The 16072-nt window shown below is 70.2% G+C and carries 18 protein-coding genes; 4 read left to right on the top strand and 14 right to left on the bottom strand.

Annotated features, from left to right (window positions below):
- Positions 1 to 22 precede the first annotated feature (22 nt).
- The gene (locus tag ACFVW6_RS19285; RefSeq protein ID WP_355280280.1) at positions 23 to 739 is read right to left on the bottom strand and encodes a metal-dependent hydrolase; all 717 of its coding nucleotides are present in this window, start codon (positions 737 to 739) and stop codon (positions 23 to 25) included.
- Positions 740 to 850: 111 nt separating this feature from the next.
- On the opposite strand from ACFVW6_RS19285, the gene ACFVW6_RS19280 reads away from it, so the two are divergent.
- Both ACFVW6_RS19280 and ACFVW6_RS19275 read left to right on the top strand, forming a co-directional pair.
- Positions 851 to 1261 (top strand): nitroreductase family deazaflavin-dependent oxidoreductase, encoded by a 411-nt coding sequence (locus ACFVW6_RS19280; RefSeq protein ID WP_378829351.1) that lies wholly within the window; start codon positions 851 to 853, stop codon positions 1259 to 1261.
- 58 nt (positions 1262 to 1319) lie between these two features.
- A complete protein-coding gene (locus ACFVW6_RS19275) occupies positions 1320 to 1778 on the top strand; it encodes an SRPBCC family protein (protein WP_378829349.1) in 459 nt (152 codons plus the stop codon).
- A 58-nt stretch (positions 1779 to 1836) separates the two neighbouring features.
- On the opposite strand, the gene katG is transcribed toward ACFVW6_RS19275, so the two are convergent.
- The 13 genes from katG to ACFVW6_RS19210 form a co-directional block, all read right to left on the bottom strand.
- The gene (gene katG, locus ACFVW6_RS19270) at positions 1837 to 4065 is read right to left on the bottom strand and encodes a catalase/peroxidase HPI (protein ID WP_378829347.1); all 2229 of its coding nucleotides are present in this window, start codon (positions 4063 to 4065) and stop codon (positions 1837 to 1839) included.
- A gap of 11 nt (positions 4066 to 4076) precedes the next feature.
- Entirely contained in the window at positions 4077 to 4511 is a 435-nt protein-coding gene (locus ACFVW6_RS19265; protein WP_355280285.1) for a Fur family transcriptional regulator, read from the bottom strand.
- Positions 4512 to 4723: 212 nt separating this feature from the next.
- Positions 4724 to 5329, bottom strand: a complete 606-nt coding sequence (locus ACFVW6_RS19260; RefSeq protein WP_218722350.1) for an ATP/GTP-binding protein — start codon at positions 5327 to 5329, stop codon at positions 4724 to 4726.
- Complete coding sequence (locus ACFVW6_RS19255) at positions 5310 to 5684, bottom strand: DUF742 domain-containing protein (protein WP_355280287.1); 375 nt, start codon at positions 5682 to 5684, stop codon at positions 5310 to 5312. The genes ACFVW6_RS19260 and ACFVW6_RS19255 overlap by 20 nt, the downstream gene beginning before the upstream one ends.
- An 11-nt stretch (positions 5685 to 5695) precedes the next feature.
- A complete protein-coding gene (locus tag ACFVW6_RS19250) occupies positions 5696 to 6103 on the bottom strand; it encodes a roadblock/LC7 domain-containing protein (protein WP_355280289.1) in 408 nt (135 codons plus the stop codon).
- A gap of 1 nt (position 6104) precedes the next feature.
- Entirely contained in the window at positions 6105 to 8447 is a 2343-nt protein-coding gene (locus tag ACFVW6_RS19245; protein ID WP_355280291.1) for a nitrate- and nitrite sensing domain-containing protein, read from the bottom strand.
- 217 nt (positions 8448 to 8664) lie between these two features.
- The gene (locus tag ACFVW6_RS19240) at positions 8665 to 9072 is read right to left on the bottom strand and encodes a DUF779 domain-containing protein (protein WP_355280293.1); all 408 of its coding nucleotides are present in this window, start codon (positions 9070 to 9072) and stop codon (positions 8665 to 8667) included.
- Entirely contained in the window at positions 9072 to 10589 is a 1518-nt protein-coding gene (locus ACFVW6_RS19235) for an aldehyde dehydrogenase family protein (protein WP_355280294.1), read from the bottom strand. Before ACFVW6_RS19235 ends, ACFVW6_RS19240 begins: the two co-directional genes overlap by 1 nt.
- An 87-nt stretch (positions 10590 to 10676) precedes the next feature.
- On the bottom strand, positions 10677 to 11930 hold the full coding sequence (locus tag ACFVW6_RS19230; RefSeq protein WP_378829341.1) for a transcriptional regulator: 1254 nt from the start codon (positions 11928 to 11930) through the stop codon (positions 10677 to 10679).
- 125 nt (positions 11931 to 12055) lie between these two features.
- On the bottom strand, positions 12056 to 12370 hold the full coding sequence (locus tag ACFVW6_RS19225; protein ID WP_355280297.1) for a hypothetical protein: 315 nt from the start codon (positions 12368 to 12370) through the stop codon (positions 12056 to 12058).
- A gap of 65 nt (positions 12371 to 12435) precedes the next feature.
- Positions 12436 to 13590 carry an alkaline phosphatase family protein gene (locus ACFVW6_RS19220; RefSeq protein WP_378829339.1) on the bottom strand — a complete coding sequence of 385 codons (1155 nt, stop codon included), beginning with the start codon at positions 13588 to 13590 and terminating at the stop codon, positions 12436 to 12438.
- Positions 13587 to 13904: a nuclear transport factor 2 family protein gene (locus tag ACFVW6_RS19215; RefSeq protein WP_355280301.1), complete on the bottom strand. Its 318-nt coding sequence runs from the start codon at positions 13902 to 13904 to the stop codon at positions 13587 to 13589. The genes ACFVW6_RS19220 and ACFVW6_RS19215 overlap by 4 nt, the downstream gene beginning before the upstream one ends.
- Positions 13905 to 13997: 93 nt before the next feature.
- Complete coding sequence (locus tag ACFVW6_RS19210; protein WP_378829335.1) at positions 13998 to 14621, bottom strand: TetR/AcrR family transcriptional regulator; 624 nt, start codon at positions 14619 to 14621, stop codon at positions 13998 to 14000.
- A gap of 123 nt (positions 14622 to 14744) precedes the next feature.
- On the opposite strand from ACFVW6_RS19210, the gene ACFVW6_RS19205 reads away from it, so the two are divergent.
- Both ACFVW6_RS19205 and ACFVW6_RS19200 read left to right on the top strand, forming a co-directional pair.
- Positions 14745 to 15806 carry an NAD-dependent epimerase/dehydratase family protein gene (locus tag ACFVW6_RS19205; protein WP_378829333.1) on the top strand — a complete coding sequence of 354 codons (1062 nt, stop codon included), beginning with the start codon at positions 14745 to 14747 and terminating at the stop codon, positions 15804 to 15806.
- A gap of 16 nt (positions 15807 to 15822) precedes the next feature.
- The gene (locus ACFVW6_RS19200; RefSeq protein WP_378829331.1) at positions 15823 to 16071 is read left to right on the top strand and encodes a hypothetical protein; all 249 of its coding nucleotides are present in this window, start codon (positions 15823 to 15825) and stop codon (positions 16069 to 16071) included.
- Position 16072: the final 1 nt, after the last annotated feature.

The following is a 16072-nucleotide window of genomic DNA, read 5'->3' as shown; positions in this document are numbered from 1 at the left end:
GCCGTCCTCGCGACGGATCAGCTCACGGTCGATGCATGATCGCGTACCAGAGCGCGCCCATCGTGCCGAGCACGAAAAGCGGTGAGATGACCCAGGTCTCGACCCGGTTCCCAGTCCGCTCGATCAGCGGCACCCGGGTCCGCAGCGGGAACGGCCACAGCAGGCGGCAGCCCCGATCGGTGAGGCAGTCGCCGAGCAGATGCGCGAGGCAGCCGAGGCCGACGCAGATCGGCAGCCAGGCCGGCCGGTCGACGATCCAGTGGTCCACCGCGAAGGTGCCCGCCGTGGCCAGCACGATCACGGTGCCGTAGGTCCGCACGCTCTTTCCCGGCGGACACAGGTGCAGCGACCGCACCGCCAGCGCGAGCAGGAAGAACACCAGACCCAGGGTGAACGGCCTGCCGAGGTAGTGCTCGCCCGCCCAGGTGGCGGCGACCGCGACGACGACGAACAACAGCGAGTGGGTACCGTGCCGGTGCCCACCGGAGAGCCAGGAGATCAAGCGGCACAGGTGATGTGACACCGGGCCGAGCACATGCGAGATGGTTCCGCTCGGATGATCCGCGTCCGGCAGCAGCGCGGCACCCGCGGTCAGCAGGGTGCCCATGATCAGTTCGGCGATCCCGAATCGTGTTGTGTCGCTGTCGAACAGGGGGAAAGCGGCGACCGTGAGCGGGAGCGCCGCGGCGGTTCCCGCCCAGGCCAGCGCCCCACTGGTCGCGTGTGAATGTCCAAGCACTCCGCAACGTTAGTCGAGGTCACCATCTCGGCGCATATGCCGAGGACGGGCGGGAATGCGGGGCGCGCCAGGATGGTTGGGGCAGGGGACCGCAGCGACGAAAGGACGACGATGAGCGCATTCAACGACCAGGTGATCGCCGAATTCCGGGCGAACGGCGGCCGGGTCGGTGGCATGTTCGAGGGCCGCGACAACATGGTGATCATCACCACCACCGGCGCGAAGTCGGGTCGCGCGATCACCAATCCGCTGGTGTTCCTGCCCGACGGCGACCGCGTCGTGCTGATCGCCTCCAACGGCGGCGCCGACAAGCACCCCGCCTGGTGCCACAACCTGGTCGCGAATCCGGAGCTGACCGTCGAGCTGCCCACCGAAACCTTCACGGGCAAGGCCGAACTCGTCGACGACCCGGAGCGCACCGCGCTGTTCGACCGGATGGTCGAGATCATGCCGGGGTTCGCCGAGTACCGCGAGCAGACCAGCCGCGTGATCCCGGTGTTCACGGTGTCGCGCGTGAGTTAGGCGCGGGCTCGAGCCGAATCCTTGCCCGGGCGGGTGAGCTGCTGGTTTCATCGGCTCCGTGACCGAAACCACCGACGCGCCCCGCATCGTCCACGCCTCCCGCGAGATCGCGGCGAGTGCCGCCGCCCTCTTCGAACTGATCGCCGACCCCGCCCAGCAACCGCGCTGGGACGGCAACGACAATCTCGCCGAAGCCGCGGCGGGACAGCGGGTCACGGCCGTCGGCGACGTGTTCACCACGACGCTGACCAACGGCGCCGACCGCGACAACCACATCGTCGAGTTCGAAGAGGGCCGCCGCATCGCGTGGAACCCCTCCGAGCGCGGCAAGACCCCGCCCGGGCACCTGTGGCGCTGGGAGCTGGAGCCGATCGACGAGACCACCACCCGGGTGACCCACACCTACGACTGGACGCGGCTGCACGACGAACTGCGTGAGGTCAGGGCCAAGGCCACCACCTCGGACAAGCTGCTGGCGTCGGTGGACCGGCTGGCCGAGGTCGCCGCAACGGCCTGATCCCGCAACAGCACACCCCGCGACCCGAGTGGGTCGCGGGGTGTGCTGCCGGAAGCGATCAGGCCAGGTCGAACCGGTCCAGGTTGCTCACCTTGGTCCACGCGGCGACGAAGTCGCGCACGAACTTCTCCTTCGCGTCGTCGGTCGCGTAGGCCTCGGCCACGGCGCGCAGCTGCGAGTTCGAGCCGAACACCAGGTCGACGCGGCTACCGGTCCAGCGGACCGCGCCGGTCGCGCTGTCCTTGCCCTCGTAGACGTTGTCGTCGGACGCCGACGGCGCCCACTCGGTGCCCATGTCGAGCAGGTTGACGAAGTAGTCGTTGGTCAACGTGCCCGGCGCCGAAGTCAGCACGCCGACCGGGGACTGCTGGTAGTTCGCGCCGATCACCCGCAGACCACCGATCAGCACCGTCATCTCCGGCGCGCTCAGGGTGAGCAGGTTCGCCTTGTCGACGAGCAGGTACTCGGCCGGGATGCGGGCATCCTTGGCCAGGTAGTTGCGGAAACCGTCGGCCTTGGGCTCGAGCGCCGAGAAGGACTCGACGTCGGTCTGCTCCTGGGTGGCATCGGTGCGGCCCGGCGTGAACGGCACCGTCACGTCGTAGCCCGCGGCCTGCGCGGCCTGTTCGACGCCGACCGCGCCGCCGAGGACGACCAGGTCCGCGAACGACACCTGGGCGCCGCCCGTGGCGTTGAACGTCTCCCGGATGCCCTCGAGGGTCCGCACGACCTGCGCGAGCTCGTCGGGCTGGTTGACCTCCCAGCCCGCCTGCGGCTGCAGCCGCAGCCGACCGCCGTTGGCGCCACCGCGCTTGTCGCTGCCACGGAACGACGAGGCCGCCGCCCAGGTGGTCGACACCAGCTGCGCGACCGTGAGCCCCGAGGCCTGGATCTGGCTCTTGAGGGTCGCGATCTCGGTGTCACCGATCAGCGCGCCGGTGTGCTCGGGCACCGGGTCCTGCCACAGCAGTTCCTCGGACGGGACGAGCGGGCCGAGGTAGCGCACGACCGGACCCATGTCGCGGTGGGTGAGCTTGTACCAGGCGCGCGCGAACGCGTCGGTGAGCTCGGCCGGGTTCGCCAGCCAGCGGCGGGTGATCTGCTCGTAGATCGGGTCGAAGCGCAGCGACAGGTCGGTGGTCAGCATGACCGGGGTGCGCTTCTTGGCGGCGTCGAACGGGTCGGGCACGGTACCGGCGCCCGCGCCGTCCTTCGGGATCCACTGATGGGCACCCGCCGGGCTCTTGCTGAGTTCCCACTCGTAGCCGTAGAGGGTCTCCAGGAAGTTGTTGTCCCAGGTGATCGGGGTGCTGTTCCAGATGCCTTCCAGGCCACTGGTGATCGCGTCGGCGCCGACGCCGGTGCCGAAGCTGCTCTTCCAGCCCAGGCCCTGCTGTTCGAGCGGGGCGGCCTCGGGCTCCGGTCCGACCAGTTCGGCGTCGCCGGCGCCGTGGGTCTTGCCGAAGGTGTGCCCGCCGACGATCAGCGCGGCGGTCTCCTCGTCGTTCATCGCCATCCGGGCGAAGGTCTCGCGGATGTCGATCGCGGCCTTGATCGGGTCCGGATTGCCGTTGGGGCCTTCCGGATTCACGTAGATCAGGCCCATCTGGACCGCGGCGAGCGGACGTTCCAGGTTGCGCTCGCCGGTGTAGCGCTCGTCGCCGAGCCAGGTGCTCTCCGGACCCCAGTAGACGTCCTCCTCCGGCTCCCACGCGTCGACGCGACCGCCGCCGAAACCGAAGGTGGGGAAGCCCATCGACTCGAGCGCGACATTGCCCGCGTAGACGATGAGGTCGGCCCAGGACAGCTTCTTGCCGTACTTCTTCTTGACCGGCCACAGCAGGCGGCGGGCCTTGTCCAGGCTGGCGTTGTCGGGCCAGCTGTTGAGCGGGGCGAAGCGCTGCATGCCCGAGCCGGCGCCGCCGCGGCCGTCGCCGACGCGGTAGGTGCCCGCCGAGTGCCACGCCATCCGGATGAAGAACGGGCCGTAGTGGCCGAAGTCGGCGGGCCACCAGGGCTGCGAGGTCGTCATGACCTGCTCGATGTCCTGCTTCACCGCGGCCAGGTCGAGGGTGGCGAACTCGGCCGCGTAGTCGAAGTCGGCGTCCATCGGGTTCGCCACCGGCGGATTCTTCTGCAGGATCGTGAGATTGAGCTGGTGCGGCCACCAGTCACGGTTGCTGCCACGGGCGTCGGCGGAGGCGAACGGTCGGGCCGATGTCACGGGGCAGCCATTGTCACCGGGTTCCGTGTTGGCTTCCGCGATAGGTGGATGTTCCTCGGGCACGGTGAATCCTTTCAGGAGAGTGATGGTGATGTCGTGCAGTCGGGGCAGCGGCCCCAGTAGATGACCTCGGCTTCGTCGACGACGAAACCGGTGTCATCGATAGCGGTCAGACAGGGCGCATCGCCGACTGCGCAGTCGACATCGACAATCACGCCACAGGATCGGCACACCAGGTGATGATGGTTGTCGCCGACCCGGGTCTCGTACCGGGCGACGGTGCCCATGGGCTGGATCCGCCGGAGCAGACCCGCGGTGGTCAAGGCGCGCAGGACGTCGTAGACGGCCTGGTGACTCACCGCGCCGAGGGTGTCCCTGACCCGGCTCAGAATGGTGTCGGTATCGGCGTGCGGATGCTGGTGCACGGCGGTGAGCACCGCCAGACGCGGTGCCGTGACGCGCAGGGAAGCCGCGCGGAGCATGCGCTCGAAGTCCGATGTGGTGGACACATTCCAGATTATTACTCGTTCCAGATGGCAGCGGAAGCATTTCCGGCCAAGTGGCCCGGACCACATCTGTGCGCCGCGGGATCGGGCGCGCGCGGCGCTGGAGGCCGTCGTCGGGGGCTCTCGATCGAACACCGCGGTTCGGTGGGGGATTGCCGAGCGGTTGCGGCGGTCCCGGGAGAGCGGCCGGGACCGCCCCCCGGTGGACCTGTTCGCTAGGTGGTCACCGGGGTGCGGGTGGCGCGTTCGATGAGGTACTCGACCAGGTGGGTCAGCACCGCCTTGGCCGAGGGCCGGTCGCGGGCGTCGCAGAGCACCACGGGGGTGTTCGGGTCGAGGTCGAGGGCGTCGCGCACCTCGTCGACGGTGTAGCGCGGCGCGCCCTCGAAGCAGTTCACCGCGATCAGGAACGGCAGGCCACGCCGCTCGAAGAAGTCGACGGCCGCGAACGAATTGCTCAGCCTGCGGGTGTCGGCGAGCACGATCGCGCCGAGCGCGCCGCGGCACAGCTCGTCCCAGAGGAACCAGAACCGGTCCTGGCCGGGGGTGCCGAACAGGTACAGCACGAGGTCGCGGTCGATGGTGATGCGGCCGAAGTCCAGCGCGACCGTGGTCGTCGACTTCTGTTCCACCCCCGACAGGTCGTCGACGCCGGTGCTGACCTCGGTGATCAGCTCCTCGGTGCGCAACGGCGCGATCTCGCTGATGGAGGAGACCATCGTGGTCTTGCCGACGCCGAAGCCGCCGGCGATGAGGATCTTCACCGAGGCGGCCAGATGCTGCCCGCCCGGTGCCGTGGGGTCAAAGTTTTCGGATGCCATCCAGAACCGCTCGCAATACGTTGAGGTCTCCGGCGCCGGCCTCGGCCGTCACCGGAGCCCGGAAGATGAGGTGGCCCTCGCCGATGAGATCACCGACGAGGATCTTGGTCACCGCCAGAGGAAGTTTCAGCACGGCCGAGACCTCGGCCACCGTCTGCGCGCGCTTGCACAACCGTGCGATCGTCGCGTATTCGGGTTCCGGGCGCCGCAGGGTGGGGGCGGGATGCACCGCCACCACCACCGTGAGCATGTCCAGGTCGTGCGCCGCACCCATGGTGCGGCCGCGGGTCACCGCGTACGGGCGGACCAGGGGTCCGGCCGCGTCGTCGAACCACGGATCGCCGAGTCGAGTCATGGTGCTGCTTCCTATAGCTCCGCCAGTCCGTGCCGCGGTTCGGTCGACAGGTAGCTGCCGACCCGCTGCACGGTGAGGTTCATTTCGTAGGCGACCATGCCGAGGTTCGCCGATTCGTTCGCCTGCAGCGCCAGGCACGCGTTGTCGCCCGCGGAGGTGACGAACAGGACGGCGCGGTCGAGCTCGATCACCGCTTGGCGCACGCCGCCGCCGTCGAATCGGCTGCCCGCGCTGCGCGCGAGCCCGTAGAGGGTCGACGACATCGCGGCGAAGTGTTCGGCGTCCTCACGCTGCATCTGCGAGGAGCGTCCGAGCAGCAGCCCGTCGGTGGACAGCACGACCGCGTAGCGGACCCCGGCCAGCCGGTCGACGAGATCGTCGAGCAGCCAGTTGAGATCACCTGGGTGGGAAGAGTTCACCTCAGCCTTCCTGTTCGTCCTTGTTCGATGTGGACAGTGGTTTGCGACCCTGCCGGGTGCCGTTCTCGATCGCGGACATGATGTCGCGCGCCTGTTCGGCCGAGCGGGGCCGCTCCGGCGCGCGCGGCGGCTCGGTCGCCGCCGGTTCCTCGGTGAGCTCGGGCGCCAGGTTGGTCTGCCGCTGGCGCCGCGGCAGGGCCGGTCGCGCGTCGGCGTCGTGGGTCTCCACCGGCGGCAGTTCCGGCTCGGTCGCCACCGGGCGCGGCGGCGCGGGGGGTTCGGCGACCAGCGTGGCCACCGCACTCGGCGCCGGGGCCGACTCGATCGCGGCGATCGGGGTGGGCTCGGCGGTGGGCGCGGGGAGCCCGCGACGCAGCGGACCGGTGGTGACGGGCGGCATCATCGAGGTGTCGGTGTCGCCGGCCAGCAGCGACAGCGGGATGAGCACGATCGCGCGGATGCCGCCGTAGTCGGACTCGCTGAGCCGCACCGAGACTCCGTGCGAGGTCGACAGCCGGGCGACCACGAACAGCCCCAGCCGCGAATCCGAGGACAGCGTGCCGACACCGAAGTCCGGCGGATCGGCCAGCATGTCGTTGTAGCGGGCCAGGTCCTCGGGGCTCATGCCCATGCCCTGGTCGGTGATCTCGATGACCACGCCCTTGCCGACGATGTTGCCGCCCGCCTCGACCCGCGACTGCGGCGGGGAGAACGCGGTCGCGTTGTCGACGAGCTCGGCGAGCAGGTGCACGAGGTCGGCCACGACGGTGCCGACGACCTCGACCTCGGGCAGCTTGGTGACGCGCACCCGCGCGTAGTCGAGCGTCTCGCCGATGGCGCTGCGCACGACATCCATCACCGGAACCGGCTTGCGCCACTGACGTCCGGGCCTGCCGCCGCCCAGGATGATCAGGTTCTCGGCGTTGCGGCGCTCGCGGGTGGCCAGGTGGTCGAGCCGGAACAGGGTCTCCAGCAGCGCCGGATCCTCCTGGCGGCGTTCGGCTTCGTCGAGGATCTCGAGCTGGCGGTGGACCACGATCTGGCTGCGGTGGGCGATGTTGAGGAACACCGCGCGCACGCCCTCCCTGGTGCGGGCCTCGTCGACGGCGGCGCGCAGCGCGGCCGAGGCGGCGTGCTCGAAGGCCTGGGCGACCTCACCGATCTCGTCCTTGCCGAAGTCCAGGGTGGGGGAGGTCTGCACGGCGTCGATGTCGCCGCCCTCGCGCAGTGCGCGCATGGTCGCGGGCAGCTGCTCGTCGGCGAGGGCGAGGGTTTCGGTGCGCAGCCTGCGCAGGCGGCGGATGATCCGGTTGGCCAGGATCACCGCGATCAGGAACACCAGCACACTGAGCGCCACCACGCCGCCGCCGGCGATGGCCGCGGTGACCTCGGCGCGCTGCGCGGTGTCCTCGGCGAGCTTCTGGACGTACCGGTTGTGCGTGCCGTACGTATCGAGCAGCGCCCGGTTCACGTCGGCCGCCGCGGTCTGCCATTCGGTCATGTTCACCTGCGGCGCCGTGGTGGAGACCGGCTTGGCCGAGGTGCCGGTGCCGCTCGGCGTCGTGAACCGCTGGGTGAGCGCGGATTCCAGCGCGGTGAGCTGCAGCCACTGCGGCGAGGCCATCAGCGCGGTGATCGGGGCGCCCCGGGTGTCGTCGAGTTCGGCGGCGAGATTGGCGACTTCGACGTGGTAGAAGCCGCTGAGGCGGATGAAGTCCTCGACCGGGATGGTGGTCGGGCCGCCCGCGGTGGCGATGTGCATGGCCAGCGCGGTACTGCGCGACATCGCCTCGGCGGCGTTGAGCATGCGGAAGCCCTCGGCGACGCCGGAGGCGACGGTGGCGTCCGGAGCGGCGCGCTCGGCGACCTTGGTGCCCTCGGTGAAGACGTCGAGCAGGCGGTTGTAGAACATGAACGCGTCGGAGGCGGGCAGCACGCCCGCGTCGGCGCCACCGCGCACACCGGCCAGATGCGTACCGAGCGTGGTGAATCCGCCCTTGTCGTCGCCGATGTTGGAATCGTCGACCGCGCGGATGCCCGCCGAGACCTCGATCAGGCCGCGGAAGGCGGCGTCGAGCCGGGCGCGAGCGGGCGCGAGCGCGAGCTGGGCGGTCTCGTCACCGGCCAGGTGGGCCAGGGTGAGCTGGCGTTCGGACTGCACGGCCTCGATCAGTTCGCGCGTGTAGGGAACCGCCGCCTGCATCTCGGAGGCCCAGGTCTCGGCCTTGTTGCTCTCGTCGACCAGGTAGCCCGCCGTTCCGACGCCGACCACCACCAGCGTGAGACTGGGGATGAGAGCGATCGCCAGAATCCGGGTTCGAACACCGAGTCTCGCTAAGAACATCGCTATAACGTAACGGAATCGTTGCAGTCTTGACCTGCATGTCTCGCTGAGCGAGACGTGATTTGGTTTGCGCCGGAACGTGTTTGCTATGTGCGGACCGGCACGGGAGACGGCGAGCTCACCCCGCCGGCTGAGCCGCGATGGCCCAGTCGGCGGGGGCTCGCCGTGACCTGGCAGCGCCGGGAAGGTCCTACCAGGTCAGGTCGATGGGCGCCCGCTAGAGCGTGCGGTCGGCGCCGGTTCGCGGGGGCGGTGCGGCCGCCAGGGCCGCGTTCTCCGCCGCGGTGAGCTGGCGGGCGCGCAGTACGAAACGCATGCCCTGGCCCGCTTCCAGCGATTCGGCGCTGGCCTGACCGCGCACCGCGTCGACGGTGAGGTGGGTGTCCTTCCAGCATTCGAACTGCTCGGGGCTGATCCAGAACTCGGTGTGCCAGCTGAGCCTGCCCAGCAGCACGTCGGCCTTCTCGATCGGGAACTGCTTGGCGGACAGGCACACCGGCGCGACGTCGTCGTCACCGCACTCGCCCGCCTGGCGGAACAACACCGGGCCGTTGTCCTCGATCAACCGGCGCAACAGGGTCTGGGCGCGTTCGGTGATCTCCACACGGTGGATCCGGTTCTGCATCAGAACATCCCGAGTTTCGTGGTCGAATAACTGACCAGCAGGTTCTTGGTCTGCTGGTAGTGCCCGAGCATCATGGCGTGGTTCTCCCTGCCGAACCCCGACTTCTTGTAGCCGCCGAACGCGGCGTGCGCGGGATAGGCGTGGTAGCAGTTGGTCCAGACCCGGCCCGCCTTGATGCCGCGGCCCAGTCGATGAGCGGTGTTGATGTCGCGGGTCCACACGCCCGCGCCGAGGCCGTAGAGGGTGTCGTTGGCGATGCGGACGGCCTCGTCGACGGTGTCGAAACGGGTCACCGCGACCACCGGTCCGAAGATCTCCTCCTGGAAGATCCGCATCGTGTTCTCACCCTCGAAGATGGTGGGTTCGATGTAGTACCCACCCGGCAGTCCGTCGACCTTGCGTGCTTCCCCTCCAGTCAGCACGCGGGCGCCTTCGGCTCTGCCGATGTCCAAGTAGGACAGGATCTTCTCGTACTGGTCGTTGCCGGCCTGCGCGCCGATCATCGTCTCGGTGTCGAGTGGATGACCTGACACGACGGCCTCGGTGCGGGCGATGCAGCGGGCGAGGAATTCGTCGTAGATCGACGAGTGGATCAGCGCGCGTGACGGGCACGTGCACACCTCGCCCTGGTTCAGGGCGAACATCACGAACCCCTCGACGGCCTTGTCGAGGTAGTCGTCGTCGGCCGCCATCACGTCGGGCAGGAAGATGTTCGGGCTCTTGCCACCCAGCTCGAGGGTGACCGGAATGAGGTTCTCGCTCGCGTACTGCATGACCAGCCGACCGGTGGTGGTCTCGCCGGTGAAGGCGATCTTGGCCACCCGCGGGCTCTGCGCCAGCGGCTTGCCCGCCTCCACGCCGAAGCCGTTGACCACGTTGAGGACTCCGGGCGGTAGCAGGTCCGCGATCAGCTCGACGACCAGCAGCAGGGACGCGGGTGTCTGCTCGGCGGGTTTGATCACCACGCAGTTGCCCGCGGCCAGCGCGGGCGCCAGCTTCCAGGCGGCCATCAGGATCGGGAAGTTCCACGGGATGATCTGACCGACGACGCCGAGCGGCTCGTGGAAGTGGTAGGCGACGGTGTCGGGATCGATCTGGGAGATCGAGCCCTCCTGCGCGCGCAGGACGCCGGCGAAGTAGCGGAAGTGGTCGACGGCCAGGGGTAGGTCGGCGGCCAGGGTCTCGCGGACCGGCTTGCCGTTGTCCCAGGTCTCGGCGACCGCCAGCGGCTCGATGCTGTTCTCGATCCGGTCGGCGATCTTGGTGAGGATGTCGGCGCGCTCGGCGGCCGGCGTCGCGGCCCAGCGGTCGGTGGCGCGGTGCGCGGCCTCGAGGGCCATGTCGATATCGGCGGCCGTCGACCTGGCCACCGCGCAGAAGATCTCCCCGTCGACCGGCGAGGTGTTGTCGAAGTAGCGGCCTTCGATGGGGGCGGCCCAGTCACCTCCGATGAAGTTGTCGTATCGGGCGGCATAGCTGACGATGCCGGTATCCGATCCGGGTTTGCCGTAGATCATGCGTCTCGCTCCTCGCGACCTCTGCGTGGTGGAACACACTATGGTCGGCGAAGGTTGGTACGAGGTTGGTGAGCGAGTTCGCCCAGGTCAGCCCTGGCGTGCGGTGTACAGGCGGGCCGTGACGACGGCCCTGCGGACGTCGTCACGGGGGAGCAGCAGCAGTGCGTGCTCGTGGATCGCGATGTCGCCGGGGCAGCGCTGGCCGAAGGCGACGGCGTGCTCGGCCCGGTCGCTGTTGAGCACCGCGTTGCGGATGCCCACGTCCAGGTGCGCGCGCCACTGTTCGACGCCGGGCAGGTCGGACCCGGGCAGCAGCGGCCCGCGGTAGAGCCACAGCGCGGAGGTGAGGTCGCCGCCCTCGATCGCGGCGAGCAGGTCGACCGCGTCGCAGGACACCGGACCGGTGAGCATGTAGCGCCGGTTGGCGATCTCGCCGCGGGTGGCCCGGCGCAGGTGCGAGACATCGGCTTTGAGCGTGTTGAGCGACACCGAGCGGTCGCCGTAGACCGCGGCGTGCAGTTGTTCGGGCGTGTAGCCCTCGGGTTCGAGCGCCAGCAGGGCCAGGATCTCCAGCTGGCGCGGCGGTAGGGGCACCGGCCTGCCGTCGCGCAACAACCGTGCGGCGCCGAGGCATTCGAGCCGGACGCCGGGGGCGGGCGCCGGCGCCTCGGCGCGCAGCATCGTCTCCACCGCGGTGACCAGGGCCCGCACCGAGGTCATCACCATCGGATGGGAGCGTTCCCAGGTGGAGGACAGATCGAGGACACCCACCTGTCGGCCGTCGGGGCCGTGGATGGGCGCGGAGTAGCAGACCCAGCCGTGCAGCGCGGCGACCAGGTGTTCGGCGGAGAAGACGGTGACGGCCTTGTCGTCGTGCAGCGCCAGCGACAGGCCGTTGGTGCCCATGTGGCTCTCGTCCCACACCCCGCCGGGCGCGAAGTTCACCGCCTCACCCTGGCGGCGCAGGGTCCGATCGCCCGCGGTCCACAGGATGGTGCCCGATTCGTCGCTGACGACGGCCAGATAGCCGGATTCCTCGGCCATGCCGCGCAGTTGCCCGGCGAGTTCGGTGACCGGCCTGCGCAGCGGCGACTCCGACCAGCGATCGCTGATGTCGTTGAAACCGGGGGCGACGGTCTGCGCCGGGTCGACGGTATGCAGCGACCGCTGCCACGACTTGGCGACCTCCTCGCGCACCGGCCCGGTGTCGCGGGGCAGGTGGAGCGGACGCGACGGCGCGGCCAGCTTGTTCCACTGCTTCTCGAGCGCGCCGCGATAGTCCGAGAGCCGGTCCGGCCTGGGCGAGCCGGCGATCGGGTCGTCGTGTGCGCCCACGTTCACTCCCTGCTCGTCGGTGGCGCCTACCTGTCTATCAGCTGGGCCACCGCGGTGTGCACCGTTTCCCGGAGGACGACCGGGTCGCCGGTGCATGCCCTGTGGTGGCGGCTTGACGCCGCCGTGGCCGGCTATTTGTTCAGGAACAGCCCGGGGATGTCGGCGTTCTTGATCGGGGTGTCGATATTGCGCTGGCCCGCGCACAGCAGGTCGACCTGCACGATCATCGAGTCGACCTGGGCGCCCGAGGGTGCGGAGCCGTTGCGCTCCTCCATCGCCTTGGCGATGGTGATCCGCTTGGTGTCGGACTCCTGGTTGATGTAGTCGCGGCAGGTGGTGTCGCCGCCCTGATTGAGCACCTTCTCGACCTCGGCGCAGCCGCTCGCCAGTGCCGCCAGCACCGCGACGCCGACGGCGACGGCACCGGTTCGGGTGGTGGCGTGCATGGTTCCTCCTGAGGGTCGCGCCGCGCGGGTGCGCGTCGAGTGGGCTCCAGCCTAAGCGGTCGGTCTCAGCCGCGGTGGATCCGCAGCGGAACGAGCAGTTCGGCGGCGGTGAGCGAGCCGTGATGGCCCACCATCATCGACTGGAGCGGTTCGGCGCCGGACCGGATCACCCCGGCGTCCCCGCGCGCCGCCACGACCAGATCGCCGATCCGGTAGGCGGATTCGGCGGTGACCGTCGGCCCGAACCAGCCCGCCTCGATCGCCGCGGCGCGGGTGTGGATCAGGAAGTCGGCGCCGAGCACGTCCGCCCAGGTGCCGGCCACGTCGGCGGTCGCGCCGTCGGCGGTGTAGACGTGGCGGGCGCGGGGTTCACCGGCGAGCTCGGCGACGCCCGCGGACAGGTGCGGGTGGGTGTCGAAGTCGATCCGCTCGGTGAGTTCGACCATGCCGTGGTCGGCGGTGACGATCAGCGCCGAGCGGGCGGGCAGGCGCGCGGCCAGTTCGGCGGCGATCCGGTCGACGTGGGCGAGCTCGAAGCGCCAGGCCCGCGAGGCGGGACCCCGCGCGTGCCCGGTCGTGTCGAGTTCCGAATGGTAGGTGTAGACCAGGGTTTTCGGGGCCGAGCCGAGCGCGTCGAGCACGCCGTCGATCAGGTCGCCGACGGAGAAGGTCGCCCGGAACCCGCCGCCGCGCCACCCGGCTCTGGTCAGGCCCGAGCCGTCCTGGTAGCCGGGCGCGACCTGGATCGCGGCGACGCCCGCGGCGGCGGCGCGCTGGAAGACGGTGGGGTGCGGCTGGATTCGTTCCGGCGGGAAGGTGGCGAGGGCGTCGATCTTGGGGCCCGCGCCGTTGAGCTGCCAGCGCAGGCTGTTGAACAGCCGCTGCTCCTCGGGCAGACGCAGCAGATAGCCGACGATGCCGTGCTCGCCGGGCGGCAGGCCGGTGCCCAGGGTGGTGAGGCTGGTGGCCGTGGTGCTCGGGAAGCCCGCGGTCATGGTGGCGGGCGGCAGGCTCGACAGGAACGGCGCGATGTCGGCGTGCTCGGCCAGCGCCTGCGCGCCGAGCCCGTCGACGAGCAGCACGCACACGTGGTCGACGTCGAGATCGAGGCCGAGCCGGTCGGTCTCGCCGTCGACGCCGAGGCAGGCCAGGGCCGAGGGGAGGAGGTCGGCGAGGGAGGACTCGCCGTAGCGCGGGGTCAGCAAGAGTTGGTCGTTCACGCCTGTCCGGTTTCGAATCGGCTGATCAGTCCGTCGCGCAGGACGAACCGCCAGGTGGTCCGCATCGAGCCCCAGCGGCTGTTGGTGTAGTCGGCGGTGAGCTCGAGGCCGTCACCGTCGACCGACTCGACCGCCAGCCGGCCGTTGCTGCTGAAGATCTCGGCCTCGGTCCACTGCGCGAGGTCGCGTTCGACCCCGTCGTCGGACATGGTCGCGTCCTCGGTCAGCACGCCGTAGAAGCGGTCGGTGTCCTGGGCGTTGAGCGCGTCGACGAACGCTTCGACCACGGGATCGAGTTTCGCGGTGGCAGACATCGGCTCTCCTGCTCGGGTGACACACGACGGATGACGGTGCACCCCACTGTAGGTGAGCGCGCGGGCTCGGCCGGGGGAATACGCGATGGCGCGTCAGCCGTCGGCGGAGTGGGCGGCGACGAGGTCGGCGAAGGCGCGCATGATGGTGTCGACGAGGGCGGGCGCGGTGGTGCCCATCTGCTCGCTGCGCTTGACCAGGTGCCCGTCCAGCCACAGCGAGGCCAGGCCGTGGGCCAGGCCCCACCAGGCGACGGTGAGGGTCTCGGCGCGGTCGGCGGGCAGCACACCCGCAGCGACGGCCTCGTCGATCGTGTCGGCCAGGACGTGGAAGGCGGTGTCGCCCGCGTCGCCCGCGTCGGGGTGTTTCTCGGGCTGGGACAGTTCGGGCCGGAACATCAGCCGGAATTGCGCCGGGTGGTCGCGGGAGAACCGCACGTAGGCCTCGGCGAGCGCGGTGAGCGCGTCGAGCGGGGAGTTCGCCGCGGCCTTGGTCGCGGTGAGGTCGGCGGCGAGCCGCTGGAAGCCGTCCACCGACAGGGCCGACAGCAGTGCGGCGCGGTCGGCGAAGTGGTGGTACGGCGCGCCGCTGCTGACCCCGGCCTCGCGGGCGACGCGACGCAGGCTGACCGCGGCCAGGCCCTCGCTCTCGATCAGGCGCAGGCAGGCGTCCATCAGCGTGGCCCGCAGGTCGCCGTGGTGGTAACGGGTGCGCTTCACCCTCCGAGCGTAAGCGAGACGCTCGCGGGAATCGGCACTGGACAGGAAATCTATGCAGTGCTTAGATTATTTGAGCACCGCTCAGATGAGCGGGCGCCCCCCGAAGGACGAAGGGTGAACACCATGACCACTCGGGTATTGGTCACCGGCGCGACAGGTTTCGTGGCCGGCCACTGCATCGCCGAACTGCTCGAGCACGGCTACGCCGTCCGCGGCACCGTGCGTGACCTCGACGCGCACGCCCGCCGCGCGCACCTGACCGAGCTCGCCCGCCGCACCGGCGGTGATCTCGAGTTCGTCGCCGCCACCCTGGACGACGACGCCGGCTGGGCCGAGGCGGTGGCCGGCTGCGACACCGTGCTGCACGTCGCCTCGCCGTTCCCGTCCGCGCCGCCGGACGACGAGCAGGCGCTGATCGGCCCCGCCGTCGACGGCACCCTGCGGGTGCTGCGCGCCGCCGCGGCGGCGGGCGTGCGGCGTGTGGTCCTCACCTCGTCGGTCGCCGCGGTGGCCTACGGTCACGACACCGACGCCGTCCGGACCGAGGCCGACTGGTCGGTGGTCGAGCGGGTTCCGGCGTATCAGAAGAGCAAGACCCTCGCTGAGCGCGCCGCCTGGGACTACGTCGAATCACTCGACGGCGGACTCGAACTCGTCTCCGTGAATCCCGGCATGGTGCTCGGCCCGCTGCTCGACGCGACGACCAGCACCTCGCACGAACCGATCCGCCGGCTGCTCACCCGTGACGTGCCCGGGTCGGTGCGCACCGGCTGGACCCCGGTCGACGTGCGCGACCTGGCCGTCGCGCACCGGCTGGCGATGGAAGTGCCCGCGGCGGTGGGCAACCGGTACATCTGCGCGGACGAGCCGCTGTGGATGGGCGAGCTGGCCGCGATACTCGACCGGCAATTCGCCCCGCAGGGCTTCCGGGTGCCGACCCGGGTGCTGCCGAACTGGCTGGTGCGGCTGGTCGCGGTGTTCGACAAGAGCGTCGCGCTGACCATCCCGGTGCTCGGCCGCACCGAGAACGTCAGCGCCGACAAGGCCCGGCGCGAACTGGGCTGGACCATGCGCCCGATCGAGGACACCATCCGCGACACCGCCGACAGCCTGATCGCCTTCGGCCTCGTCACCGCACCAGGTGCGCGCCGGGCGGCAACCGCCGCACCGGCCGGAACCCGGTGAGCGGCAGGAGGAGACGATGCTGATCACCGCCCTCGTCCTCACTCTCGTCGGTGTCCTCCGCCGGAGCCTGCGTGGCCGCGCGCCAGATGAGGCGCGGTCCACCGAGCGGATGCCGGTGCGACAGCGCGTCGAGCGAGTGGCCTCCGCGACGCGGCGCGCGGCGACGCGCGTGGTGCGGGAACCCCTGCCCGCGCTGTCGGCGGCGGTGGCCGGCCTGGGACTCGCCGTGGTCGGCACCCACCTGGCCTGTTCCGGAACGGCCTGAG

This window comes from Nocardia sp. NPDC058244, assembly GCF_042882065.1.
In the GTDB taxonomy this organism is placed as follows: Bacteria; Actinomycetota; Actinomycetes; order Mycobacteriales; family Mycobacteriaceae; genus Nocardia.
The sequence above is the reverse complement of the archived record's forward strand: the minus strand, read 5'-3'. Positions and strand labels throughout refer to the sequence as shown.

Bases quoted from the DNA above. Each gene is read 5' to 3' on its own strand.
- ACFVW6_RS19280 (WP_378829351.1), top strand. From the start codon at position 851: ATGAGCGCATTCAACGACCAGGTGATCGCCGAATTCCGGGCGAACGGC.
- ACFVW6_RS19260 (WP_218722350.1), bottom strand. From the start codon at position 5,329: ATGGCATCCGAAAACTTTGACCCCACGGCACCGGGCGGGCAGCATCTG.
- ACFVW6_RS19255 (WP_355280287.1), bottom strand. From the start codon at position 5,684: ATGACTCGACTCGGCGATCCGTGGTTCGACGACGCGGCCGGACCCCTG.
- ACFVW6_RS19245 (WP_355280291.1), bottom strand. From the start codon at position 8,447: ATGTTCTTAGCGAGACTCGGTGTTCGAACCCGGATTCTGGCGATCGCT.
- ACFVW6_RS19240 (WP_355280293.1), bottom strand. From the start codon at position 9,072: ATGCAGAACCGGATCCACCGTGTGGAGATCACCGAACGCGCCCAGACC.
- ACFVW6_RS19235 (WP_355280294.1), bottom strand. From the start codon at position 10,589: ATGATCTACGGCAAACCCGGATCGGATACCGGCATCGTCAGCTATGCC.
- ACFVW6_RS19225 (WP_355280297.1), bottom strand. From the start codon at position 12,370: ATGCACGCCACCACCCGAACCGGTGCCGTCGCCGTCGGCGTCGCGGTG.
- ACFVW6_RS19215 (WP_355280301.1), bottom strand. From the start codon at position 13,904: ATGTCTGCCACCGCGAAACTCGATCCCGTGGTCGAAGCGTTCGTCGAC.
- ACFVW6_RS19205 (WP_378829333.1), top strand. From the start codon at position 14,745: ATGACCACTCGGGTATTGGTCACCGGCGCGACAGGTTTCGTGGCCGGC.
- ACFVW6_RS19200 (WP_378829331.1), top strand. From the start codon at position 15,823: ATGCTGATCACCGCCCTCGTCCTCACTCTCGTCGGTGTCCTCCGCCGG.